Below are 25644 nucleotides of genomic sequence, written 5' to 3'. Positions count from 1 at the left end.
GTTAATTAATTTTTTGAAGTCAAATCATCAGCTGCAGCGTGATCAGCATCTTCAATTGTTGTTTCGGGCATTCCGTATAAGCCGTTCATTGCTTGTTCTTCAATAGTAAGGTTTGCAGTATTATTATTTTGAATAGATGTAGTATTTTCAGTAACATTTTCTTTTTTATTCATATTTTTGTTATTCATGTATGTATCCTCCAAATTTCATTTGATTTATCTATAGTATGTGGATGGATTTCAAGAAATATGTGAATTGATTCTTACATATGTTATATAATTAAATAAATAATTAGGGTGAAATGTAAACTGTTAGGAGTGAACAATTATGGTGAAGCAAGGGAAATAGCCTTCTAAAATAAAAAGAAAATTTTAGGAGGCTATTAGAATGAAGTTTCATGTAATTGATAGAGAAGATTGGAATAGAGAGCAGTATTTTGAGCATTATTTAAAGTTGAAATGTACATTTAGTATGACTGTTAATGTTGATATCACGATGTTATTAGAGAAAGTATATCAAAAGGGAATAAAATTTTATCCCGTTTTTATATATTTAATTTCTAGAGTAGTAAATAATCATAAAAAATTTCGAACATGTTTTAACGATGAAGGAGTTTTAGGCTATTGGGAGGAAATGATACCGAGTTATACAATCTTTCATAAAGATGATAAGTCTTTTTCAAGTATATGGACGGATTATTCAAGTGATTTCCGCACTTTCTATAAAAATTATGAAGACGATATGAGATGCTATGCTAGTGTTCATGGTCTTTTCACGAAAGAAAATATTCCTCCTAATGTATTTCCGATTTCTAGCATACCTTGGACTAGTTTTACTGGATTTAATCTTAATATTAATAATGATGAAAATTTTCTATTGCCAATTATAACTTGTGGGAAATATTTTAACGAAGGAAATAAGGTTATGCTACCAGTTTCATTGCAAGTACATCATTCGGTTTGTGATGGATATGATGCGAGTCAATTTATAGAAGATTTACAGCAGTTAAGTAACACTTGCAACGATTGGCTTAAGTAATATCTAATTTTTAATTATATAAAGTGAAACTTTAATCAGTGGGGTGTCAGCCCCCGCTGATTATTAGCCCGACCCCCACCTAACTTCTTTGCTTTCGCTGAATTTTGAGATGGGGGTCTTACTGCCCGGCAAATAGCGGAATAAAATTGAAAATGAATAAAAGAAGAGACCATGTTGATATTACATGGTCTCTTCTTTTATTCATTAATACTAAGTAATTGTGGAAAATATAGGATGATTTGTAGTTTAATAGTAAAGAGAGTGATTAGTATTAATTTTCTTTGTTTTTAAAATTTTAAGTATGTAAATGTTTAACAGGGGGGAATAAAGTGAAATTCGTAAGCATTGAAAAAGATGAAATCTTAATTGAGGATATGGCAAAATTGTATTGTAAAGTATTTGAGAAAATAAATTTCAATGAAATGATCGAGCGAATGAATAGGCATATAGAATATACAGGTTTTAAAGGTATAGTAGCAATAAATGATGAAAATGAAGTAGTTGGCTTTACTTATGGTTATCGCTCAATCGAGGGACAGTACTATAATCAATTAATGAGAGAAGCGTTACATCTAGAGCAAGTAGACGAATGGTTGCAAGATTGTTTTGAATTTGTAGAGTTAGCAGTTCACCCACAATATCAAAATAAAGGTCTTGGAACGAAATTACATAATGAATTACTAGAAGGGCTTTCAAATAGAACGAGTGTTTTAACAACACAAATAAACAATGAAAAAGCACGTTCGTTATATGAAAGATTAGATTGGGTAAATGTTTTAGAGCCATTTCATCCAAGTAAAAATGATGTTCCATATGTAATAATGGGAAAAGTATTAAAAATAAAAGTGAATTGATAATTATGGCATTCACAAAATGGTTGGTTTGTAATAATGAAGGGGAAAACGAAAATGACGAGAATATCTATAGAAAAAGCTACAATTTTAGATGCTGAGAAATTAACAGAAATAATGAAAAGAACATTTGATGCAGAAGCAAAACAATGGCTATACGGCCAAGATGATGTCATTGATTATAACATTCAACCGCCAGGGTACTCTTCAGTTGAAATGATGGAATATTCCATTGAAGAATTGGATTCTTTCAAAGTTGTAATGGATAAAGAAATAATTGGAGGGATAATAGTTACGATTTCTGGTAAGTCGTACGGTCGAATTGATCGTATTTTTGTAGATCCTGTTTATCAAGGAAAAGGAATTGGATCACATGTTATGAAATTAATAGAAAAGGAATATCCAAACATAAAGATTTGGGATCTCGAAACATCTAGTAGACAAATTAATAATCATCACTTTTATAAAAAGATGGGCTACCAAATGATTTTTGAATCGGAAGATGAGTATTGTTACGTGAAAAGAATAAAAACAAGCTCAAACAAAGAGAGTGTAGTTACAAATAAAGATATGAAAAATAGTCAATACGAAAACTGTAATTTAGCGAATACAGGGTATTATCAAGTGAATTTAAAAAACAGTTCATTTGTTGGTAGCAATATAATAAATATGAATATGAGTAATTGTAATGTAAGTCAATCAAAGTTTAGAAATATAAATTTTAGATGGTCATCATATGCAGATTTAAATCTTTCTGGCAGTAAATTTAATTTGGTGACTTTAGGTGGAGTGCAATTTAAAAATACAAGTCTCGGAGATGAGAAGGAACCTATTGTATTCGATAAATGTGATTTGGAAGGCAGCACTATAAGTAATAGTAATCTGAAAAATATTGAAATAGAAAATTGTAATATAGTCGGCATGAAACTAAATGGTATTCCAATTGAAAATTTGCTTAATTTATATAACGAGGCGAAAAGTTAACCAAATCCATATAGTTGTTAATCTTTTTGGAAATTAAGTATTATATCGAAATAATTATGTAAAAATGACATAAAGAAATACGAGTGAGAAGGTCATTCATACACGTTTCTAGAATTACACACAAACAAATATATTGTTATTTATATGGAGGAGAGAAAGATGGGGATCAACGTTAGAGCAGTAGAAATACAAGATGCTAGAGCAATTCATCGTATATGTATACAGGATGACGTTTTACCGTATATGGTTTTCTTACCTAGCATGCGTGTAGAAGCTATGGAAAATAGAATTCGAAATTTAGCACCAAATCAATTTGAATTTGTTGCAGAATATGATGGAGAAGTTGTTGGATTTGTAGGTTTAACACAAAGTCCGGGCCGAAGATCTCATTCAGGCGATTTATTCATTGGGGTAGACAGTGAATATCATAATAAAGGAATTGGGAAAGCACTTCTTATGAAGATGCTTGATCTGGCTGATAATTGGTTAATGTTAGAGAGAGTAGAACTAGGTGTGTTAGAAACGAATCCAAAAGCAAAAGCTTTATATGAAAAATTTGGATTTGTAGAAGAGGGAGTAAAGATAGGGAATTTGAAAGCTCACGGAAAATTTATTAATGAAATTATGATGAGTCGTTTTAGACCGAATGGTTTAATTGTACATAATGAATAGTTAAAAGCATGACAGTATACTGTCATGCTTTTTCATTAGAATTTGGCTGTAATAAAAATAATACTAAACCAATAAAAATAACGGTAATTCCTAGTCCTTGTTGTAAAGAAATAGTCTCATGTAATATAAAGTACGCTAGCATACAAGTACCAATTGTTTCACCTAAAATACTCATTGAAATTACAGTAGCACTCATCCATTTTAATAACCAATTAAAAATGGTTTGTCCTAAAATTGTAGCAATGAAAGCTAATCCAATAAAGCACAACCAAGTTTGTGTAGAGTAATGGATGAAAGATTCTTGTTGCATGAAAGCAAATATGCTAAGAAAGCCAGCACTACTTCCATAACTAATTACCGAATATGGTATAAGTGACAAATCTTTACGAACGTGTTGGCTAATGAAAAAATAAGCAGTAATGATACCGGCAGCGATAAATGCTAAAATATCTCCATATAAAGCTTCTCCACTAATTTTGAAATCTTGCCAGCCAATGATGATACTACCTGAAATAGCGATGAGGCAACCAATAACCGCTCCTTTCGTAAATCTCTCCTTAAATAAAAAATAACCACCAATCATTGAGAACAAAGGTTGTAACGTTACGATAACTGTAGAGCTTGCTACAGAAGTATATTGTAATGATTCAAACCATAGTACATAATGTGCAGCTAAAAATAGCCCAGATGTGAATCCGAATGTCCATTGTTTTTTCGTTAAAGTTTTTAGCTCATTTCGACTATTTTTATTAAATAGTAATAACGGTAACAGGATCAGTGTGGCAAAGAATAATCGGTAAAAAGCAATGATTGTCGCAGGAGCATCTGCCAATTTTACAAAAATTGCTGAAGTTGATAAGGCGAATACACCAAAAAATAAGATGAAATATGAAAGAATAGGTGATTTCAAAGTTTGTCCCTCCGATAGAATGTTTATTATAATAAACTTAATGCGATATAATGTACAAAAGTAAGTATATAAGTCCCGGGGATAATAGGAAAGGATTATTTGCCTTTGTTTAGTATGTCAGCACAAAGACAATGAAATATGCATTATGATGGACGAAAGGAAGTTTTACTATGATACATGATAGGCTTGGACAAACAGTATTAAGTTATCGTAAGAAAAATAATATGACAATTCGTGAATTCGCTGATTATGCAGGAATTAGTACGTCACTAATTAGCCAAATTGAAAGAGGACATGCTAATCCTTCTTTAAATGTTTTGGAGTTAATTGCAAAAGCATTAAATGTACCGCTGTTTACACTTTTTATTAATGATATCGATACAGATTCGCTCATTTCTAAGAAAAAAGATCGAAAAAAAGTATATCGGGAAAACAATGATCACATTGTATATGATGTATTAACACCTGATTTTATGAAAGCACGTATTGAAATGTTAATGATGGATTTAAATAAACAAGCAAACACAACAGAAAGTCATTATTCCCATGAAGATAAGGAAGAGATTGCTGTTATTATGAAAGGGGAAGTGTATGTAGAATTGGAGGGAAAAGAATATTTTTTAGAAGAAGGCGATGTTGTACGTATTCCACCAAATGTGAAGCATCGATTTTTGAATAAAAGTGATGAATCGAATCACATTTTATTTGTACTGACACCATCTTTAGGATGAAAATATAGTGATTTTAACTAGAGGAGAAAGAAAATGGAAAACAAAAGTATTTTAAAAGGCGGCCTTTCAATTATTTCTCAATGTAAAAAAGAAACAAATGATATTTGGCATGCGCATTTTGGAGCAGCTGCAATTGCTAGTTATTTTAATCATATAAAGAGAGCTCCAAATTATAAAGATATAACATTAGAAAAATTCCGGTATGTTATTCATTCTTAATGAACGTCAATAATCTGTAAAAGGAAGCTTAATCTAGTTTCTTTTTTTGTTAGTAGTATATTATTTTTTCAAATATGTAAGATTTTACATGCGTATTTTACTTTTACTAATTATGTAAGTAGGCTATACTGAAATACATACATTTTATTTTTGGAGAGATGTAAAACGACATGGAACTAGCGAAATTGGAAAAAGTAATTGAAATAAAAAAAGAAGAACTTTTATATTTAGTATCGGATTATGGAATTCAACATGAAAAAGTATTGGCATTGAGTCAAGAACTAGACAAATTAATCAATTACTTTATGTTTTTAAAATAAAGAGAACTATGACGTGGTTTGTATATGTTATAGTTCTTTTTTATTAGGTAATTTGAAAATATATTCAAATATATTGTCTAATTTTTTACAGAATGCGCAACTTGCTAGTCGAATATAAGGACTTTTGGTTATAATAAAAAGGAATTATTAATTGTATCGGTTAGGAGCGCAGCACATATGAAAACAGTTGTTGTTATCGGTGGAGGTATAACGGGACTTTCTACTATGTTTTATTTAGAAAAATTAAAAAAGGATTATAATATCGATTTAAATTTAATTCTTATTGAGAAAGCAGAGTATTTAGGTGGTAAAATCCATAGTGTGGAAGAAAAGGATTTCATTATGGAGTCAGGAGCGGATTCAATCGTTGCTCGTAATGAATATGTTATGCCACTTGTAAAAGATTTAAATTTAGAAGATGAAATGGTATATAATGAAACGGGTATTTCTTACATATATTCTGAAAACATGTTACATCCGATTCCTTCTGATACTATATTTGGGATACCGATGAGCGCCCAGTCTTTGTTTAGCAGTACGCTAGTCTCAACGAAAGGGAAAATCGTAGCTTTAAAAGATTTCATAACGAAAAATAAAGAGTTTACGAAAGATACATCACTTGCTCTATTTTTAGAAAGTTTCTTAGGGAAAGAGTTAGTGGAAAGACAAATTGCTCCTGTACTTTCAGGCGTATATTCTGGTAAATTGAATGAGCTTACAATGGCATCTACATTACCGTATTTACTGGATTATAAAAATAAGTATGGAAGTATTATTAAAGGTTTTGAAGAGAATAAAAAACAATTTCAATCAGCAGGAAATAAAAAATTCGTATCATTTAAAGGTGGACTATCTACGATAATTAATCGCTTAGAAGAAGTGCTCACTGAAACTGTCGTAAAAAAAGGTGCTATAACGACGGCTGTAAGTAAACAAGAAGATCGATATGAGATTTCTTTTGTAAATCATGAAACAATACAAGCTGATTATGTTGTTTTAGCAGCTCCGCATGATATAGCACAAACTTTATTACAGTCTAATGAGTTAAATGAGCAGTTTAATACATTTAAAAACTCATCTCTTATAAGTATTTACTTAGGATTTGACATACTAGATGAACAACTACCAGCTGACGGCACAGGGTTTATTGTAACGGAAAACAGTGATTTACATTGTGATGCTTGTACATGGACAAGTCGAAAGTGGAAACATACATCGGGTAAACAAAAATTATTAGTAAGAATGTTTTATAAGAGCACCAATCCGGTATATGAAACAATCAAAAATTATAGTGAAGAAGAATTAGTACGAGTAGCTTTATATGATATTGAAAAGAGTCTCGGAATTAAAGGTGAACCAGAAGTAGTCGAAGTTACAAATTGGAAAGATTTAATGCCGAAATATCATTTAGAACATAATCAAGCGGTTCAAGCATTGCAAGAAAAAATGACGAATCTTTATCCAAATGTATATTTAGCTGGTGCCTCATATTATGGTGTCGGAATTGGTGCGTGTATTGGAAATGGAAAAAATATAGCCAATGAAATAATGGCTACATTAAATAAATAATACTGTAGAATAAATAAAAGCTGTTCCTTCAGCAAAATGGAGGAACAGTTTTTATTTATTTTATTTGAATGGAAATTGTATTGTTTTTTATATTGTTTTCTTTTAATGTTAATGTTATTTCTCCAGACTCTTTAAATGAATACGGTGATAGTTGATAAATATCTTTTATATCATGTTTTTCTTGTAATTTATTTACCGGTATTGATACGATATTTGGCTTCCATGTTTCTTGTTTTCCTGAAGGATATTCTATAAGTATTACCGGATTTTTTAACTGTATTGTTTTCCAAGAGACGAAATATAGTTGTACTTCTGTATCTTTTTTTAATAATTCTTCGGAGAAATAACCGAATTCGCCTATATTACCGAAAACAGTATAGTTTTGATTTTTTAATTTAATATCTAAATAACTAGGTTGATATGTTACCGCATGATAAGTTCCATATGAAAGTGAGAGTATGGCAGCGATTAAAATACCGATTGAAAATGTCCTAAAGCTATTACCTTTAAAGCTAGTCATCATGAATGAGTTTGGTGTGAATTTTTTTGCGAATAAAAAAATAAGTAATATGAGTAAGAGGGATAAGCCGATGAATATATACATAGGAAATCTTCACCTCCACAATAAAATAATATATTAACTATATTTTACCATAAATGTAAGGGGTAGGTTTGTTGTTTAGAAGGAGAAAATGAAGAAACAATTTCTTTACAGTTCTTGATAATTTAAAATTCGATTTATGGAAATTATAGCGTCATGTTTGAGGTGCAATCAGAAGGTATCTAATTCGTGTATATAGAATTAAGAGAGAATGTGCCATTAGAAATGTTTGATTTATGGAACAATAAGGACTTTACTAATTATACATATTTTTTCTGATATAATGAATGAGTAGAGAGAAAGGAGTGATCCTATGGCATTTCCTATACTAGAAACAGAACGCTTACGTTTAGTTGAAATAGAACAATCTTATTGTCAAAAAATATATGAAATCTTTTCATTGGATGAAGTGACGTGTTACTACGGTATGAATTCTTTTACGGAGTTTGGACAAGCTTCACGTATGATCGAATCTTTTTCAAAAAATTACTTTGAGAAAAAGGCAATACGATGGGGAATTGTGTTAAAAGAAACGAACGTTTTAATAGGAACAATTGGACTAAACAATTTACAATTATGGAGTAAACGATCTGAGATTGGATATGATCTGCATCCTCGCTATTGGGGAAATGGTTATGCTTCAGAAGCAGCTGGAGAAATTATTAATTATGGATTTAAAGATTTAGGTTTGTTTAGAATTGGAGCTATTACATATCCTGAAAATGTTACTTCTTGTAGAATGTTATCTAAAATTGGCTTCCAAAAGGAAGGGCTATTGCGCGGATATATTCATCAAGGAAATAAGCAACACGATGCATTGTTGTATTCTATAGTGCGAACTGATGTTGAGGACATAAATTTATAATAAAAAAAACCTCTTAATTAAAAGAGGTTTTTTTTATTATAAATTAACCTAATTTAGGTAATAAACGTTCTCCGCTTTTCATGCTACTTTTACATAAAGGGCATTTAGGCTCTTCTTCAAATGAAAAGTTCTTTCTCATCCATCCTAAACAATCCTCTGATTCACATTCCCAAACAGGGGTTTGTTCTGGTGGTACTTCTGCTACATCGTTCTTTCGATTGCGATACATGTAACCACTCCTTTTATGTAAAAAATTTTAGTTATATATTAAAAAGGTTGTTAACCTTGCTGGTAACAACCTTTTTATTGTTTGAATTATAGCTTTACAACGTTTTTAGCTTGAGGTCCGCGGTTACCTTCTTCAACTTCAAAGCTAACTTCTTGACCTTCGTCAAGAGACTTGAAGCCGTCGCCAGTGATAGCTGAGAAGTGAACGAATACATCGTTACCGTCTGCAACTTCGATGAAACCGAAACCTTTTTCGCTGTTAAACCATTTTACTTTACCTGTTAATGTCATGGTAATGCCTCCTAAAAGTAGAAAAATTACAATATGATCGGCCTTATTTGAATGAAAATAAAATTTCACATATTATCAAAAACCCATAAGGAGTACAAACTGTCCCTGATTGATACTTGATAATATGCAAAGAAAATATAGTGTTAAATTGACCTTAATTACTATCTTACAACAAATGGTGGGAAATAGCAAGTGCTGGTAATACCACTGAGTAATCTGGGTGATAATAGTAAAGGCACAAAGGCACCTCTTTTATTTATATATTATTCCTAATTGGGATTTATGCAAAATCATGTAAGAAAAACTTAGAGTAAATATTAATAATATATTTTTCGTGGTAAAATATGGTTGGTTACTGTTGGTAGTTAAATATTATAAAAGACCTGCGGTAGTATGTCAACGGAAAAACAACAGAAATCAAAGTTATCAAAGGACATTTTGTTGAAAAAAGACATTACGAAACTAGACCAGTAATGTATGTAATTTACTGGAAAATATTTGAAAGGTAGCGATGACAGGTTTTATGTCACACTTTCACGCACCTTTCTGGCGTAAAGAGTTGGTGATTGCGTAGTAGCGCATCCACCAATCGCACAAATTTTCTTGCGGTTAGAACGAGTGCACGTTTGTGTTGATGCTTTGGTACTTCATTATATTTTTTTACGTAATATTCTTGGTAATCAGATACATACTTTCTTACAGAGTTGGCGGCTTCAACTAGGTAATAACGTAAGTAGTGATTTCCATTACGAGATAATGAAGTGTTTTCTGCAATGAAACGACCAGATTGATGTTTGCGCCAATATAATCCGGCATATTTTGCAATCTTAGTTTCATCATCAAATCTTTCGATTTGACCAATTTCAGCGATAATACCAGCAGCGAATACGGGACCCACTCCAGGAATGGATTCAAGTGTTTGAGGTAATCCAGCCATGATTTGCTTAATGGACTTTTCTATTTCCTTAATTTGTTGTTGATAGGTACGAATGACCGCAATTGATGTTCCGAGAAGGACATCGATTGAATCTTCCACTACCTTATCTAAACGATAGGAAGAGCGAACAGCCTTTTGAATGGTTGACGCAACACATTTTGGATCACCGAACCGATTCTTTCCTTTTGCTTGTAGGAACTCAGCGAGTTCGTTTAAAGGCATGTCAGCTAATTCCTCTAGACTAAGTTTTTCAAGGAATAGCTCCATCATGGCGTTGCCGAATATAGAAGAATCCACCTCTTGTGAGAACGTATTACACTTATAACTTAGGTGTTGTAGAAAATGTTGCTTTTCCTTTGTCAACATTCTAACGAGCTGATAACGAGATCTTGTCAATTGTTGTAGTGCTACGTACTGGCTTTCTTTTACGATAGACATTTGATTTCGTCCGAACCGTAAATAGTCAGCGATGACGAAGGCATCAATCTCATCTGTTTTATCCATGTCAGAATAGCTTTTCTTGAAGTTCGTAATTTGTTTTGGATTCATTAGAAATACTTTTGCTCCAAAACTTTGTAACTCTTTATCATAATGAAGAAACATAGATGGATGAAAACTATAAACAGATGTAGATTCTAAACCGATTTTAAAAATTTCTACTTTTTGATTGGCTATACGCTGTAATAATCGCTCTTTTAGCGCTATGGCACCTGGTAAATCATTATTGACTGAAAAGGAGTCTAGCTTTTCTCCGTCACCATTTAGAATACAAGTTTTTATATCAAACGAACTTACATCTAATCCAACAAATAATCTCATGTAAGAGACCTCCTTTCGATTTAGAATCATTGCTTGGACGTCTCGAGATATCTCTAGTGTGCACGCCGATCAACAACCTCGTGTATGAGAGCTAGTCCTGAATCGAAAGCCGCCCTAGAGCTACTAACATCTAAGTTCGAGGGTCAGGCTGCTCAGCCTGCGAGTAGGAAGTCCCGCACGTTCACTGAGAAACACTCTTTTTATGTGGTAAATCCACAGGAGAAGAAAGAATTGTCCCAAATGATCCTAAGACCATTATCTAGAAATATCTTGAGACGTCCAAGGATTATTTATAAGTCTCATAGTAGGAAGAAAACCTAAGTTTGAATTACAGCTTAAATATAATATACGAGGAGAAAAGAAAGTGAAAAATAATTCATTTATAATAATTGAAGCAGCAAAAGCAGGGAGAAAAAAGGTCCATCCAGTCTTTGCTGTAATATTAGCCATTATATTTTTGACTTTAGGCGAACTTTTTATGTTATTTATGTTATTTTTACCGAAAGCTGAAACGATATTCATGAAAGGTATTTATGACAATGTTAGAATGGTGTTAACGTTTGGCGGAGCTATATTTATTTTATTTATATGGGTTCGTTTTGTAGAAAAAAGACCTTTTTCATCCATTGGCTTTTGGAAAGAGAAATGGATGAGAAAGTATTTAAAAGGTGCGTTAATAGGGTTTTTATTTATTTCAACGCCAGTTATTCTACTATTATTAATGGGGAGTGTGAAATTGCAAGTACAACATATTACCTCAACAGTGATAGTAGGAATAGCAGGATCTCTAGTTGCATTTTTAATACAAGGGGCAACGGAAGAAATTATTGTACGAGGTTGGTTATTCCCGGTTCTTTCTGTTAGAAGTCGTATATGGGTTGGAATAATTGTAACTTCATTTTTATTTGGATTTCTTCATCTACTTAATCCAGGAATTACAATATTATCTATATCGAATATAATATTAGTGGGTGTTTTCGCAGCTTTATATGTATTGAAAGAAGACGGTCTGTGGGGAATATGTGCATGGCACTCAATTTGGAACTGGGCTCAATATAATGTATATGGTTTTGCAGTTAGTGGCACAACTGTATATTCTACTCCAATTTTTAAGTCTATAACAAATGGACCAGAAACATTGCATGGAGGCGCGTTCGGAATTGAAGGTAGTATCATTACAACAATCATGCTCACTGTCGCTTCAATTGTTTTATGGAGAAAGTTATGGGGAAGAAAAGCGAAACAACGAAATTTTAGTTAATGAAAGAGGGAGAAACTATGGGGATAATAGCATTTGAGGGAGCAAGCGCTGTTGGTAAAAGTACCACGTGCCGTGAATTAGAAAAGAATTATGGTGCTTATATAATACCTGAAGTGAATTCTTTATTTGAAAGGCCAAAAAATGAACATAGAACATGGTATTTTGAAAAACAAGTTGAGCGCTGGAATATAGCTGTTCAGAAGTCAAAGCAATATGAATTAGTAATACTCGATGGCGATATTTATCAGCCACTTAGTTATAATTGGTGTTTTCATTTTGATATATTTAATCAGCCATTATCTTTAATAGAAAATTTTTATAAAGAAAAGATGATAAATAGGGAAATTGGCTTTCCGGATCAATATTTTTATTTATATACGAACGATGAAGAACTTAGAAAGCGGAAAGTATCTGATGAGACGAAAAGAAGAAGAAACTTTGAAAAACATTTACATATATCAAAATCGTTTCAGCGTTATTATGAAAATTTAAATACTGTTACAGATGGGTATTGTAAATTAATTGAGGCAAAAAGTGTAAGAAATAATGAATTAGAAATAGTGAGAAACTCACAAAATTTGAACGTGTGTGAAGAAAGACGTTTTGATGTTTCGAAGTTAGATGCTATTACGAAGTGGTTAAAAGAAAATCGTGCATAAAGTAAAAACAACGAGTGTTGTAGAACGCCCTCGTTGTTTTTTGTTTCTTTATAAATATAAAGGAAAAATTTGTAGAATATTTTCATTATTTAACAGAATAATCTTTCAATTTTAAAGAAAAAGAAATACAATATGAGGAAGTATATATAAATAATATGATAGGGGATGGGATGCGATATTTTGAATGAAGTAACAGTTTTTATATAAGAAATAATTAGATAGTCAGAACGGAGATATTTGGGAGGAAACAAGCGAGATGAAAACATTTTTGAAAATAATAGGTGTTATAGCTGGTATGGCGGTAATTGGAGTAGGTTTAACATATGGTATGCTGCATTATTTAAATAATAGTAAACCAGCTGCGAAAAAGGCATCACCAGCTGCTCCAGCAGTAGAAGTATTAGCTGATAGTAACGTAAAAGCAGAAGATGCAAAGCTTTTAGAAAATGGAAATTATTCATTGCCGAATAGTGGTTTTAATAAAAATTTTAAATGGACAGATGAGAATATACAGACAGCATTACATGAAATGGCACATCAAAAAGCGAAAGCTGATCAAAAGTGGGGCTATATTTTTATTACACAAGAGCGGATTGAAAGCTTAATTGATATTGTAAAGAGTAATGATCTTGTACAGGGAAGTACATATGTAGAAATTTTAGAACGATGGAAACAAGGAAAATATGAAAAGGTTGATGGGGATCATAATAAGATTTGGAAATTACAAAGTGGGAATTTAGGAGAAGGAAAAGGAGTAATGTCGGAAGCTGAGCAAAAAGAATTAATTAATCAAGTGTTTATGAACAAAGGTACATATTCAGGTAGTAAATTAATTGCAGGTGGGGGACAGACTAATAAATAGTATACTAATTAATGAAAGAGAGTAATTGCTTATTAGGCAATTACTCTTTTTCTATGTACGTCTTAATATTTTAGTCTCGTTCAAGTAAGGAAAGGAACGATTGTAATACCGGGGAAATCCATCTAGATTTATGATAGATTACATAACTTTGAATAACTGTTGGAGTTTCGATAGGTTGAAAACATAGTTGTCCTTTTTGGCAACTTTCTTGTACAACGATATAAGGAAGAATTGAAATGCCTAACTCACACATAACGGATTGTTTAATGACTTCAACATTGGAAGTTTCAAATGTTTTAGCTGGAATATTTCCACTTTGACATAAAAAACGATCTACCATTGGCCTATAGCCGCAGCTTTGTTCTGTAAAAATGAACTGGGTGTCCTGTAATAACTGGAATGGATTTGTATGTGCAGCGGAATGATCTGGTAAAATCCATCCAAATATTTCATTACTAAAAGTACGCGTAATAAAATCATTATGTTCTATACTTTCTCCAATTATGAAGATAACGTCTGTTTCTCCTTCACGTAATTTTTGTAATGCTTGTTCATTTGTGTTTGTTTCAAGTACGATATTTACTTTCGGATTTTTCTGTTTGTAAGTACGTAATAATTGTGGTAATCGGTATACCGCTAATGATTCATTAGATGTAATACTTAATGTACCTTCTAAATAATCTGTATTTTGGGGGATTTCTTGCGCTTTTTCATATATTGAAAGTAATTCTAATGCATAAGGATGAAATTGATGACCTGCTTTTGTAAGTAGCACTTTTTTCCCTAACCGATCGAAAAGAGGAATATGTAAATCGTTCTCTAAAGCTTTCATATGTGCTGTAACAGTAGATTGCGCATAACCTAGCGCATGCGCAGCCTTAGAAAAATTACCATACTTCACAATGGCGCAAAATGTTTTAACATGTCTCATTTCCATAAGCAATCCCTCTTTTATTATCATGATTTGTGAATGATTATATCATGCATTTTAATTTTCCAAATGATTAAATTCTGTATAAAATGAAATTGTAGAAATATTCATACAGGTGATATTGGAGGAGAAAAGATGAAAAAAAAGGGCTATCATGTAGCTGTTGTTGGGGCTACAGGTGCGGTAGGGCAAAAAATTATTGAACTGTTAGAGAATGAAATGAAGTTTAATATAGTTGAAGTCACATTGCTTTCGTCAAAACGATCCGCTGGTAAGAAAGTAAGATTCAAAGGACGAGAGATAATTATAAAAGAGGCAAAAACAACTGGCTTTGAAGGTGTAGATATTGCCTTTTTTAGCGCTGGGGGAGAAGTATCTAGACAATTTGTAACTCATGCAGTTTCTAGTGGTGCGATTGTAATTGATAACACAAGTGAGTACCGAATGGCACAAGGTGTACCGCTCGTTGTTCCGGAAGTGAATGCGCATACTTTAAAGCAGCATAAAGGTATCATTGCAGTTCCAAATTGTTCAGCATTACAGATGGTAACAGCACTTCAGCCGATTCGAAAATCATTCGGTTTAGAAAGAATTATCGTTTCAACATATCAAGCCGTATCGGGTTCTGGCATTCATGCGATTCATGAATTACAAGAGCAGGCTAAGTCTATGCTTGCTGGTGAAGAAGTGAAAAGTAATATATTACCGGCGAAAAAAGATAAAAAACATTACCCAATAGCGTTTAATGTACTGCCTCAAGTAGATATATTTACAGACAATGATTTTACTTTTGAAGAAGTAAAAATGATTCAAGAAACGAAGAAAATATTAGAAGATGAAAACCTGAAAATGGCAGCTACTTGTGTACGTGTTCCAGTTGTATCAGGGCATTCAGAATCAGTTTATATAGAACTGGAAAAAGAAGCAACCGTTACGGAAATTAAGGAAGTATTAATGGATGCACCAGGTGTTATTTTGCAGGATAACCCTAGTAAACAGCTGTATCCAATGCCATTATATGCAGAAGGGAAAATAGATACATTTGTCGGAAGAATACGTAAAGATCCTGATATGCCAAACGGATTCCACCTCTGGATTGTTTCTGATAACCTATTAAAAGGTGCGGCTTGGAATTCAGTTCAAATCGCAGAGACTTTAGTAGAAAAGGGAATACTTTAATCTAGTTTGAAAAACCGGGGAATCGATAATCATTTTCCGGTTTTTATCCCGCTATTTGCTGGGCAGTAAGACCCCCACTGATTAAAGCTTCACTTTATTTAATAATTGTTTTCTTTATTTCGCCCAACTTTAATTTAAATTAGTCGTTATTGAATTTTTATAAATATCTACTTTATGTGCAGTGAAGCGTAAGGTTTTGGATTCTGCATGAATTGTTAGGTTAATAATAATCGATAACGGCATTTCGACCGTTTTCACAATATCTTCTATAGCAATATACTCATTTTCTGCTTCGTTATAATAAACAACAGAACGAATTACTGTCTCGTTATTTTCAATGTCAATTTCACACATCATAGGGAATTTTTCACCATTATGTAAGAATAGTTCGCCTAGTACGATTGAACCGTTTAGCTCCTCTGTAAAATTAGTAGTTGCTGCTGGTTTTACCCATGTTTCGTCATGTTCTTCGTTTTCCTCTTCATCTATTGTCCATTCCCAAATGGGGTTTTGTTTTAGGTCTTCAATAGTTAATTCATCAATTGGTTTGCAATTGCTCATACATAAATCCTCCTTTTGCTTTGATAAATAAGTTTCTTAATCTCAAAAATTAGATGATTGCTTACGAGTAAGTTCAATATAGTATTTTGCTCATTTGATATTAAACTATTTTATTTTGAAGTAAAGCTTCTATAGCGATATTAACAAAAAAATAATTATTTAGTAAATAATTATTAGTGGAGGTTTTAAAGTGGCATAGAGTTAAGGTAGTAAAAAACATCAAGAATGAATGGGATTCATTTGGTACGATATGGATATGTTTAATAAGAGGGGGAATTTGATGTATCAAGTAAAGGGGTATTTTTCATCGCTCAAAGGAAGTCATTATGAAATTGGTAAGCAACAAGGTGAATTTGTGAAACAACATTCTTATCTTATTCCGCAATTTATAGAGCAAGAAAACTTAATATCGCATAACCATTGGACAGAATCTAGAAATATATTAAATCAATATTGTTCTGGAATTAATGAAGAAATTGAAGGTTTTTGTGAAGTGTTAAAAATTCCTTCAAAAAATATGATGTATTACTATCAAACACTATTGAAAGCAGGTTGTAGTCATTGTGCAGTATTACCTAAAAAGACAGATTCAACTCACACTTATGTATTAAGAAATTATGATTTGTCACCAGTAATAGATGATATGCGTTTTTGCTCGACGTATGTTGAAGGTGCGTATGCACATAGTGGCTTTTCTACTCAATATTTTGGTCGAACAGAAGGGGTTAACGAACATGGATTATCTGTTACATTTTCAGCATGTGGTCAACCAGTAGGAAACATTGCAGGTTTAAGAAAGCCAATGGTAAATGGTTTACAGTGTTTTGCGGTAATTCGATTGTTGCTGGAGAAATGTAAAAATGTGCAGGAAGCTAAATCACTAATAGAAGAAATACCAATTGCTAGTAATATTAATTTAATAGTAGCTGATCCTTTAAACGCAGCACATATTGAAATATTTGACGGTCATAAATCCACAACAACGATTGATGGTGACAACCAAGCTTTTATTGTATCAACAAACCATGCAGTTAGTTCATCAATTCAGAAATTAAATAATAGGAAATTAGAACAATCTACAAAGAGATATCATGTTTTACATGAGCATTTAAATGGATATGAACAAGTGAGCATAGAGTCTTTAAAAAAGTTAGTAGAAGAAGAATATCCTGATGGACTGACTGTACATAACTATGAAGAATGGTTTGGAACTTTACATTCTGTATTATTCGATTTACATGATCGTACAATGAAGATTTGTTTCGGATCACCACTTTTAAACGACTGGTACTCATTGAAAGTTGGAGGAAGTATGCCGTTTTCTGAGGTGAACGTGAACTTTAAAAATAAAACTTATACTGACTTTTGGAGGGAAGATAAGAATGAATTGATGCCTAAAAGATAAATGAGATAAGATGATAATGAAGAGAGTGCATTTACACTGGAGGGATTACCAATGCTAAAAGTTATGTTACCATTTGTTCTTATCTTTTTTCTTGTTATTGCGATGTATATTGCTTATCAAAAGAGAAAAAAATCTGGGATAAAAGGATTGAAAAGTGCGTTAACTTCTATTTGCTTCTTTTCACTCGCAATTTTAAATATGTTTGCATATTGGTTTCACTTTGGCGGTGCTTTTACTTGGTTATTTTCAATTGTATTATTGCTAGTTGGTGCATATTTTACTAAATATATTCCAATATCTAAAAAGGTACATTAAAATCTATAAGAGTTTAATATAATGTTTACTTTGTTTTGAAAAGAGGTTATTCTACTAGATCGTTGTGAAACGGTTTCATAGGATAATCTCTTTTGTTTAGTTTTGGAAAGAACGTACTGTACTTTTTAGTTGCTCAATAAATTCTCGATTTGCAGCACACATATATTTATCTTTTCTATAAATTAGCCCTATTTCAATTGTTGGAGTAGGGTTTTCTATTTTAATAGCTTGAATGTTTTTATTTTGTAAAAAGTCTATATATGGTTTGGGTAACACTGTAATTCCCATTCCTTTGGAAACCATTTGGATTAAAGATTCCATCGTGCTAATTTCTAAAATTGGTCTTGGTTTAAAGTTGAATTTTTGACAATGAGATGTAATTAGTTCGGTTAAAAAGAAATTTTTAGGTAAAAGAATTAAAGGGTAGTTCTGTAATTCAGCAATAGATACATGATTACGTTCAGCTAATCGATGACCAGTTGGCACGACTAATGTAAGATCGCTTTTGTATAGAGGGATAGAGATAATCTCTTTATCTTGCACCGGGAGAAATGTAATTCCAATATCTAGTTCGTTTCGTAATAATTTTTCACGAATATCTCCTGTGCGAAGCCCTAATACAGAAAGCTCTATATTGGGATATAAATTATTGAAATTTAAAATAGTTAGTGGTAGTAAATAATTTAGGACGGTTAACAAAGCCCCTATTGTTAAGGAACCTTGCTGTAATCCGTTTAGGTCTTGAATAGCTGAACGAGCTTGTTCGACTTCATGAAAAATGGTTTTACTATGTGATAATAAAATCTTCCCTGCTTCAGTTAAAGATATTTTTTTACCAATTCGATCGAAAAGTGGCATTCCTACTTCATGCTCTAATGCACGTATTTGTTGACTTAGAGAAGGCTGTGAAATATTTAATTTCTCAGCTGCTTTTGTGAAATGTAATTCTTTTGAAACAGCTAAAAAGTATTCAAGTTGTCGTAATTCGATTGGAATCACCTCAAGTATAATAATAGGTTATACCTATCATTATTATATAAATAATTGAATTGAACAATGATTTTAAAGGTTTTATAATCATCTTTATATAGCAGAGAGGGTTGTAAAAATTAATTGAGAGAAAATACATGTAACACCTTTAAAGGAGGAAATAGAATGGCTAATGAATATCAATTATTATCTTTAAATATAGGATTACCAAAAGAGGTTACATACGGTGGAAAGGTAGTTCATACAGGCATAAATAAGAAACAAGTAAAGGAACCGGTATATTTATCCTTTGTAAAATTTAATGGGGATGGACAAGCTGACTTAATTCATCATGGAGGAGTAGATAAAGCAGTTTGTGTTTATACTGGTGATCACTATCCATACTGGGAAAAAGAATTGAATCAAGATCTTGTATATGGGGCTTTCGGAGAAAATATAACAGTTAGTGGTATGAGCGAAGAGGATGTTTGTATTGGTGATACATTTGAGCTAGGACAGGCAATCGTACAGGTAACACAACCAAGGCAACCTTGTTTTAAATTAGCAAAAAAATATAATATTCCAAAGTTACCACTATATTTTCAAGAAACAGGATATACAGGATTTTATTTTCGTGTATTAAAAGAAGGATGGGTATCATCAGTCGACATCTTAAAAAGACTACAGTCTGATCCAAAAGGTGTTTCAGTAGCATTCGCTAACCGTATTATGCATAAGGAAAAACAAAATATTGAAGGGGTAAAAAGGATATTAGAAGTAAATGCACTTTCAAATAGTTGGAGAAAGTCTTTTGAAAAGCGTATAAGTGGAGAAGAAATTAATACGAAGGAAAGACTTGAAGGGATAAAAGAATAAAAATATTTTATTATAAATAGTGTATTTCTATTAGTAAAAGCTAATTAGAAAGCGCTATTTTTATAAAATAAACTAATTAATATCCGAAAATCTTAATATTTTTTTATTCGACTTATTTTCAAATAGTCGAAACATAAAATTAATTAGACTTTTTTTTTATGTTTTATGATAGTATATTGATTGGTAAGACCTCTATTTTTAAGAGTAGGTCATATAAGTATATCTAATTTAATGGAATTTAACATTTGGAGGTACAACATGGGGAATGTTGAAAAATTGGCAAGTCTTCTAATAGAAGAACCGAAAAGAGAGCAGTTATTTCCTTTATTTGAAGAAGTGTTTGGAATTACAACTCAAACATTGAATGATTTTTCGGATAAAGGATATTGGGATGATACATATAAAGCTTTATCATTTTTACAAGAAGATAAAGTGATTGCAAATGTTGCGGCATTTTCACTCCCATTATTAATTAATGGTGAAAAAATAAATGCGGCGGGTATTCAATCAGTAATGACACACCCTAATTTCCGTAGACAAGGGCTAATGACACAATTAATGAGTAAAATGATAGAAGAAATTGATAAGAAATGTGAATGTGCATTATTGTTTACGGAAAAACCTGAACTATATACAGCATTTGGATTTAAAGTTGTGCAGGAATATTTGATGACTATACCATATGATAAAAATATTAATAATAACCATTCACTACTTAAAAAGTTAGATTTCTATAATATAGAGAATAGACAGTTAATACATGAAACGATTGATAGTAGCCAAAGACTTTCAAATAGTTTTTCAACTTTAAACTTCCATCCTTCATTTTATTTGAATATGTATGATTCGGAATGGAATGAGAAATTGTATTATTCAGAGAAACTAGATGCTTTAATCGTTTATGAAGTAGACAATGAAAAGTTGAAATTATTTGGAGTATTTGCGCCAGTACTTCCGGTTTTAGATGAATTATGTGGAGAAATCAATGAAAGGTTTACGGAAATCGAATTTTATTTTTCACCGGATCAATTAGGGGTTGAGGATGTACAGTTTACAGAATTACAGTCTAGCAAGTATTTAATGGTTCGAAGTGATAAAGAGTTAGATTTTAAAGGTTATAAATTCCCAGTATTAGCGGAGTTTTAAATATTTGTATAAAGGTTTTATTATGGAGGAACTATGAATATATCATATATACCTAAACATGTTGAGCAGCTCACTATAATGAATGTCCCTGAATATTATAAAATTAATGACAAGCAGGCGTTTATTGTCCGTTCGAAAGCAGAAACAGATTTTTGGCTTAAAACACATTATGGTTTTGAAGTCATGAATGGTCATGTATTTTATAATGAAATGATGACAGACTTTCAAGCTGAAGTACAATTGTGTATGAATCCAAATTCAAAATACGATCAAGCAGGTCTTTTTGTTATGATTTCGGAAAAGTGTTGGTTGAAAACTTCATTAGAGTATATTCCAGATGGCCCTTCTCATTTAGGAGCTGTCGTAACGAATAATGGATATTCTGACTGGTCAACGCAAGATTATCCAACTGAAGCAGCTAAGCAACAACTTCGTTTTCGAATTATTCGAAAACGCGGTGATTATACAATATATGTGAAAAAGAGCCATCAATGGGAACAAATAAGAATCGCTCATTTAATGGAGGATATAGGGAATGAGCCTATTAAAATAGGTTTTTACACGTGTAGTCCTTCTAAAAATAAGGGATTTGAGACTGAGTTTTTAAATTTTACAATTGAAGAAATATAGATGAAAAAACCGTATTCTTTTCATTAAGAATGCGGTTTTTGTATTTACATAATATAAAGCACATTTATTGACCAGAAAGTCATTAATACTTATCATTTAATAATGTTAAATATTAATTTGCATAATATAATAAAAGTAATGAAGAAATTACAAAAAATATCAATTAAATAAGGAGGGATATGAATTATTCAGTGGTAATTTCATGGGAAAAGGAGATTATGTATGAAATCATTTCGTAAGTTATTACAGTATTTAAAACCATACATGTTCTTCGCTATTATTGGACCGCTATTTATGGTACTTGAGGTTGCGATGGACTTAATTCAACCGACTATTATGCAACATATCATTGATGTTGGGATTGCAAATCGGGATTTAAATTATGTAATAAAAATGGGGCTTCTTATGATAGGAGCAGCAGCACTCGGTTTAGTTGGAGGGCTTGGGTGTATGATGTATTCTACAAAAGCAGCTGTTAATTTCGCTACAGACATACGAAAAGATGTGTTTGCGAAAATAGAAACATTTTCTAGTAATAATCGTGATTCATTTGGAACAGGTAAATTATTAACGATCGTGACGAATGATATCACTTCCATTCAATCGGCAATGACGATGACATTACGTGTTCTCGTTCGTGGTCCACTGTTATTTATGGGAAGTATAATTATTGTTTTTGTAACAGCGCGAGGGTTATTTCCAATATTACTTGTAGTTGTTCCGATTTTATTACTTGCGATTATTTTAATTGCAAGTAAAGCAAGTGGTACATTTAAAAAGGTGCAAGAGGCATTGGACAAAGTGAATACAAAGTTACAAGAAAATTTATCTGGTGTACGTGTTATAAAAGCGTATGTAAGACAAAAATATGAAATCGCTCAATTCGGAAGTGTAAATACAAATTTAACGAAGATAAATATTCGAGCTGTGCAACTTATTTCTTTAATGATGCCAATCATTATGCTAGTTGTAAGTGGCGGGATTGTCGCAACATTATGGATTGGTGGAGAAAAAGTATTCAATGGAACGCTTCAAGTAGGAGCGATTTTGGCATTTATTAATTACTTGAATATCATTTTAATGTCACTTATGTCGATTAGCATGGTATTTATTCAAATTGCGCGAGCTTTTCCATCTGCGGATCGTGTACAGCAAGTGTTAAATACCGAGGTTGATATTATAAGCGCAGCTAATGCAATCGAACCTGAGAAAATCGAGGGGAATATCGAATTTAAAAATGTTAGTTATAGCTATACGAAAAATAATGAATACGTTTTAAAAGATATTTCGTTTAGCATACAAAAAGGTGAAAAAGTAGGGATTATTGGATCAACTGGAAGTGGTAAATCTACCTTAGCGAAACTGTTACCACGTCTATATGATGTGGATCAAGGTGAAATATGTATAGATGGAATAGATGTTAAAACATATGATTTGCAAAAACTCCGTGCTTCAATAGGGTTTGTACCTCAGAAGGCTTTGTTATTCTCAGGTAGTATAGAAGAGAATTTACGTTATGGTAAAGAAAATGCAACACATGATGAGCTGGAAGTAGCAGCTGCATCAGCTTGTGCGACTGAGTTTATCAATAAGCTGGAAGAATCTTATCGATATAATTTAACACAAGGTGCGACAAATCTATCAGGTGGACAAAAACAACGTGTATCAATTGCAAGGGCACTTGTGAGAAAACCACCGATTCTCATATTAGATGATTCTACATCAGCAGTTGATGCAAAATCAGAGGCTACTATTCAAACAGCTTTAAAAACAAAATATAAAGGCACAACGACATTATTAATCGCGTCCAAAATTTCTTCCATAATGGATGCGGATAAAATACTTGTATTAGATAATGGTGAATTAGTTGGCAATGGTACACATGAACAATTGTTAGAACGAAGTGAGGTTTATCAGGAAATTTATCTTTCCCAAGGTGGTAATTTGCATAAAGAAGGTGGGGAAGAACATGCGTAATTTTCAAGGGCAATTTGCTAATAAAGGTGGACGAAACACACCGAAGATGGGAAAAGCTAAAAATGCCCAAGGAACTGTAATGCGGATATGGAACTATATGGGCTATCAAAAAGCTGCTCTAATGTTTGTTATATTTCTAGTCGTTGTTACTACTTTACTTGGATTATTAGGTCCCTATTTTATGGGAGTCATTATAGATCAATATATTGTACCGAAAGATTTAAGTGGTACAGCAAGAATGTGTATGTTACTTATCGCGATTTACGGTGTAACTGTACTTTTAACATGGTTACAAACATTTGTCATGATTAACGTTGCATTAAAAACAATTCAAAAAATACGACAAGATATTTTTGAGAAAATCCAAACGCTTTCTTTACGGTTCTTTGATGTGCGTTCTCAAGGTGATTTAATGAGCCGTGTGACAAATGATATAGATAATTTGAACCAAGCTTTGACACAAAGTGTTGTACAAATTATTTCATCAGCGCTAACTTTTATAGGTGTAACGATTGCGATGTTCGCCTTAAATTGGATTTTAGCAATTGTAACTTTAATTACAGTACCTATTATGTTTTACGTTACAAAAAAACTAGTTGCATATAGTGGTAAAAACTTTGCGAAGCGTCAAAAAGATTTAGGTGAATTAAATGGATTTATTGAGGAAGCAATTACAGGTGCGGATGTTACGACGTTGTATGGAAAAGAAAAAGAAACTGTACAAAATTTCAATAAAATTAATGAACAGCTAAGAGTTTCAGCTACGAAGGCTGATACATTTTCAGCTTTTATTTTTCCAAGTATGAACTTTATTAATAACTTAGGTATGGGGCTTGTCATTGGGACTGGATCAGTTATGGTCTTAAACGGAATGACAACAGTGGGTGTTATTGCGGCTTTTATTAATTATTCTCGTCAATTCTCAAGACCGTTAAGTCAATTTGCGACTTTAATGAATACAATTCAAGCGGCAGTTGCTGGTGGAGAACGTGTTTTTGAGATTATGGATGAGGTACCAGAAATTCAAAATAAAAAAGACGCATTTGTTGTACAAAATTTACAAGGGCATGTTGCACTTGAGAATGTTTCATTTGGCTATGCAGAGAATAAAACGATTTTAAAAGAAGTGAGTCTTAAAGCGCAGCCAGGAGAGACAATTGCTTTAGTTGGCCCGACTGGATCAGGGAAAACAACAATCATTAATTTGTTAACTCGCTTTTACGATATACAGCAAGGACAAATTCATATTGATGGAAAAGATATAAAAGATTATGATATTAATTCTTTACGAAGTAAAATAGGAGTAGTTTTACAGGATACGTATTTATTTGCTGGTTCGATTATGGATAATATCCGTTATGGACGCTTAGATGCTACTGATGAAGAAGTTATCACTGCAGCTAAGGCAGCATCTGCACATTCTTTTATTAAGCATTTGCCAAATCAATATGAAACAGAAATTGCTTCAGAAGGATCGAATTTAAGTCAAGGACAAAAACAACTTCTTGCGATTGCACGAGCAATTTTAGCAGATGCAGATATATTAATTCTCGATGAAGCGACATCTAATATTGACACAAGAACAGAATTACAAATACAAGCAGGACTAAATAATTTAATGAGAGGTCGCACAAGTTTTGTAATCGCTCACCGACTTAAAACAATTGAAAAAGTAGATCAAATCCTTGTTATAAAGGATGGAAGAATTTTAGAAAGAGGGAATCATGAGTCTCTTATGGAAGATAGAGGGTTTTATTTTGATCTGTATACGAGTCAGTTTAAAATTTAATAAAAAAAATGAGGTTTCTCTAGAAAAGAGAAGCCTCATTTTTTTATTT

29 protein-coding genes are annotated in these 25644 nt (G+C 32.2%); 20 read left to right on the top strand and 9 right to left on the bottom strand.

Annotated features, from left to right (window positions below):
• Positions 1–5 precede the first annotated feature (5 nt).
• Positions 6–188, bottom strand: coding sequence for a DUF4021 domain-containing protein (locus tag QCI79_RS01045; RefSeq protein ID WP_001060657.1), 183 nt, complete (start codon positions 186–188; stop codon positions 6–8).
• Positions 189–387: 199 nt separating this feature from the next.
• Between QCI79_RS01045 and catA the strand changes: the two genes are divergently transcribed.
• The 4 genes from catA (at position 388) to QCI79_RS01025 (ending at position 3545) form a co-directional block, all read left to right on the top strand.
• Positions 388–1038, top strand: coding sequence for a type A chloramphenicol O-acetyltransferase (catA, locus tag QCI79_RS01040; RefSeq protein ID WP_000668535.1), 651 nt, complete (start codon positions 388–390; stop codon positions 1036–1038).
• A gap of 329 nt (positions 1039–1367) precedes the next feature.
• On the top strand, positions 1368–1892 hold the full coding sequence (locus QCI79_RS01035) for a GNAT family N-acetyltransferase (RefSeq protein ID WP_000673961.1): 525 nt from the start codon (positions 1368–1370) through the stop codon (positions 1890–1892).
• A gap of 36 nt (positions 1893–1928) precedes the next feature.
• A complete protein-coding gene (locus QCI79_RS01030) occupies positions 1929–2873 on the top strand; it encodes a GNAT family N-acetyltransferase (protein ID WP_002061342.1) in 945 nt (314 codons plus the stop codon).
• 159 nt (positions 2874–3032) lie between these two features.
• Complete coding sequence (locus QCI79_RS01025; protein ID WP_000512617.1) at positions 3033–3545, top strand: GNAT family N-acetyltransferase; 513 nt, start codon at positions 3033–3035, stop codon at positions 3543–3545.
• Between the two features lie 22 nt (positions 3546–3567).
• Here the strand turns inward: QCI79_RS01025 and QCI79_RS01020 are convergent, their stop codons facing one another.
• Positions 3568–4455, bottom strand: a complete 888-nt coding sequence (locus QCI79_RS01020) for a DMT family transporter (RefSeq protein ID WP_000841812.1) — start codon at positions 4453–4455, stop codon at positions 3568–3570.
• 170 nt (positions 4456–4625) lie between these two features.
• Here QCI79_RS01020 and QCI79_RS01015 point away from each other — a divergent pair, with 170 nt between their 5' ends.
• The 4 genes from QCI79_RS01015 to QCI79_RS01000 all read left to right on the top strand — a co-directional run bounded on the left by QCI79_RS01015 (position 4626) and on the right by QCI79_RS01000 (position 7294).
• Entirely contained in the window at positions 4626–5186 is a 561-nt protein-coding gene (locus tag QCI79_RS01015; RefSeq protein WP_000581029.1) for a helix-turn-helix domain-containing protein, read from the top strand.
• 33 nt (positions 5187–5219) lie between these two features.
• Positions 5220–5405 carry a hypothetical protein gene (locus tag QCI79_RS01010; RefSeq protein ID WP_000428904.1) on the top strand — a complete coding sequence of 62 codons (186 nt, stop codon included), beginning with the start codon at positions 5220–5222 and terminating at the stop codon, positions 5403–5405.
• A gap of 170 nt (positions 5406–5575) precedes the next feature.
• Positions 5576–5725, top strand: coding sequence for an aspartyl-phosphate phosphatase Spo0E family protein (locus QCI79_RS01005; RefSeq protein ID WP_000417698.1), 150 nt, complete (start codon positions 5576–5578; stop codon positions 5723–5725).
• A 177-nt stretch (positions 5726–5902) separates the two neighbouring features.
• Positions 5903–7294 carry a protoporphyrinogen oxidase gene (locus QCI79_RS01000; RefSeq protein ID WP_000860345.1) on the top strand — a complete coding sequence of 464 codons (1392 nt, stop codon included), beginning with the start codon at positions 5903–5905 and terminating at the stop codon, positions 7292–7294.
• Positions 7295–7349: 55 nt separating this feature from the next.
• Here QCI79_RS01000 and QCI79_RS00995 read toward each other — a convergent pair whose 3' ends face one another.
• On the bottom strand, positions 7350–7898 hold the full coding sequence (locus QCI79_RS00995; protein ID WP_000275248.1) for a hypothetical protein: 549 nt from the start codon (positions 7896–7898) through the stop codon (positions 7350–7352).
• A gap of 310 nt (positions 7899–8208) precedes the next feature.
• Here QCI79_RS00995 and QCI79_RS00990 point away from each other — a divergent pair, with 310 nt between their 5' ends.
• A complete protein-coding gene (locus QCI79_RS00990; protein WP_000885392.1) occupies positions 8209–8760 on the top strand; it encodes a GNAT family N-acetyltransferase in 552 nt (183 codons plus the stop codon).
• Positions 8761–8803: 43 nt separating this feature from the next.
• Here the strand turns inward: QCI79_RS00990 and QCI79_RS00985 are convergent, their stop codons facing one another.
• The 3 genes from QCI79_RS00985 to QCI79_RS00975 all read right to left on the bottom strand — a co-directional run bounded on the left by QCI79_RS00985 (position 8804) and on the right by QCI79_RS00975 (position 11035).
• On the bottom strand, positions 8804–8989 hold the full coding sequence (locus QCI79_RS00985) for a cold-shock protein (RefSeq protein WP_000286203.1): 186 nt from the start codon (positions 8987–8989) through the stop codon (positions 8804–8806).
• 86 nt (positions 8990–9075) lie between these two features.
• The gene (cspD, locus tag QCI79_RS00980) at positions 9076–9279 is read right to left on the bottom strand and encodes a cold-shock protein CspD (RefSeq protein ID WP_000176366.1); all 204 of its coding nucleotides are present in this window, start codon (positions 9277–9279) and stop codon (positions 9076–9078) included.
• Between the two features lie 526 nt (positions 9280–9805).
• The gene (locus QCI79_RS00975; RefSeq protein ID WP_021728073.1) at positions 9806–11035 is read right to left on the bottom strand and encodes an IS110 family RNA-guided transposase; all 1230 of its coding nucleotides are present in this window, start codon (positions 11033–11035) and stop codon (positions 9806–9808) included.
• Between the two features lie 364 nt (positions 11036–11399).
• Between QCI79_RS00975 and QCI79_RS00970 the strand changes: the two genes are divergently transcribed.
• From QCI79_RS00970 to QCI79_RS00960, 3 genes are all read left to right on the top strand, one after another.
• On the top strand, positions 11400–12296 hold the full coding sequence (locus tag QCI79_RS00970) for a CPBP family intramembrane glutamic endopeptidase (protein ID WP_000794815.1): 897 nt from the start codon (positions 11400–11402) through the stop codon (positions 12294–12296).
• On the top strand, positions 12296–12955 hold the full coding sequence (locus tag QCI79_RS00965; protein ID WP_002005064.1) for a nucleoside/nucleotide kinase family protein: 660 nt from the start codon (positions 12296–12298) through the stop codon (positions 12953–12955). Before QCI79_RS00970 ends, QCI79_RS00965 begins: the two co-directional genes overlap by 1 nt.
• A 256-nt stretch (positions 12956–13211) precedes the next feature.
• Complete coding sequence (locus QCI79_RS00960; RefSeq protein WP_000846982.1) at positions 13212–13817, top strand: PRK06770 family protein; 606 nt, start codon at positions 13212–13214, stop codon at positions 13815–13817.
• A 70-nt stretch (positions 13818–13887) separates the two neighbouring features.
• Here the strand turns inward: QCI79_RS00960 and QCI79_RS00955 are convergent, their stop codons facing one another.
• Entirely contained in the window at positions 13888–14754 is an 867-nt protein-coding gene (locus QCI79_RS00955) for a LysR family transcriptional regulator (RefSeq protein WP_000425893.1), read from the bottom strand.
• 129 nt (positions 14755–14883) lie between these two features.
• On the opposite strand from QCI79_RS00955, the gene QCI79_RS00950 reads away from it, so the two are divergent.
• Positions 14884–15927, top strand: a complete 1044-nt coding sequence (locus QCI79_RS00950; RefSeq protein WP_021728526.1) for an aspartate-semialdehyde dehydrogenase — start codon at positions 14884–14886, stop codon at positions 15925–15927.
• 129 nt (positions 15928–16056) lie between these two features.
• Here QCI79_RS00950 and QCI79_RS00945 read toward each other — a convergent pair whose 3' ends face one another.
• Positions 16057–16488: a hypothetical protein gene (locus tag QCI79_RS00945; protein ID WP_000063768.1), complete on the bottom strand. Its 432-nt coding sequence runs from the start codon at positions 16486–16488 to the stop codon at positions 16057–16059.
• A 280-nt stretch (positions 16489–16768) separates the two neighbouring features.
• Here QCI79_RS00945 and QCI79_RS00940 point away from each other — a divergent pair, with 280 nt between their 5' ends.
• Both QCI79_RS00940 and QCI79_RS00935 read left to right on the top strand, forming a co-directional pair.
• The gene (locus QCI79_RS00940; RefSeq protein ID WP_000285222.1) at positions 16769–17893 is read left to right on the top strand and encodes a C45 family autoproteolytic acyltransferase/hydrolase; all 1125 of its coding nucleotides are present in this window, start codon (positions 16769–16771) and stop codon (positions 17891–17893) included.
• Positions 17894–17944: 51 nt separating this feature from the next.
• On the top strand, positions 17945–18208 hold the full coding sequence (locus tag QCI79_RS00935; protein WP_000921858.1) for a hypothetical protein: 264 nt from the start codon (positions 17945–17947) through the stop codon (positions 18206–18208).
• A 96-nt stretch (positions 18209–18304) separates the two neighbouring features.
• Here the strand turns inward: QCI79_RS00935 and QCI79_RS00930 are convergent, their stop codons facing one another.
• Positions 18305–19207: a LysR family transcriptional regulator gene (locus QCI79_RS00930; RefSeq protein ID WP_021728527.1), complete on the bottom strand. Its 903-nt coding sequence runs from the start codon at positions 19205–19207 to the stop codon at positions 18305–18307.
• Positions 19208–19363: 156 nt separating this feature from the next.
• Here QCI79_RS00930 and QCI79_RS00925 point away from each other — a divergent pair, with 156 nt between their 5' ends.
• The 5 genes from QCI79_RS00925 (at position 19364) to QCI79_RS00905 (ending at position 25595) form a co-directional block, all read left to right on the top strand.
• Positions 19364–20053: an MOSC domain-containing protein gene (locus QCI79_RS00925; RefSeq protein WP_021728528.1), complete on the top strand. Its 690-nt coding sequence runs from the start codon at positions 19364–19366 to the stop codon at positions 20051–20053.
• Positions 20054–20311: 258 nt separating this feature from the next.
• Complete coding sequence (locus QCI79_RS00920; RefSeq protein WP_000528676.1) at positions 20312–21199, top strand: GNAT family N-acetyltransferase; 888 nt, start codon at positions 20312–20314, stop codon at positions 21197–21199.
• 33 nt (positions 21200–21232) lie between these two features.
• Entirely contained in the window at positions 21233–21829 is a 597-nt protein-coding gene (locus tag QCI79_RS00915; RefSeq protein ID WP_001027686.1) for a DUF1349 domain-containing protein, read from the top strand.
• A 222-nt stretch (positions 21830–22051) separates the two neighbouring features.
• A complete protein-coding gene (locus QCI79_RS00910) occupies positions 22052–23806 on the top strand; it encodes an ABC transporter ATP-binding protein (RefSeq protein WP_000834793.1) in 1755 nt (584 codons plus the stop codon).
• Positions 23799–25595 (top strand): ABC transporter ATP-binding protein, encoded by a 1797-nt coding sequence (locus QCI79_RS00905; RefSeq protein ID WP_021728529.1) that lies wholly within the window; start codon positions 23799–23801, stop codon positions 25593–25595. Before QCI79_RS00910 ends, QCI79_RS00905 begins: the two co-directional genes overlap by 8 nt.
• Positions 25596–25644 lie beyond the last annotated feature (49 nt).

This window comes from Bacillus cereus group sp. MG1, assembly GCF_040460035.1.
GTDB classification, from domain to species: domain Bacteria; phylum Bacillota; class Bacilli; order Bacillales; family Bacillaceae_G; genus Bacillus_A; species Bacillus_A cereus.
This window is presented reverse-complemented; position numbering and strand designations above follow the sequence as displayed.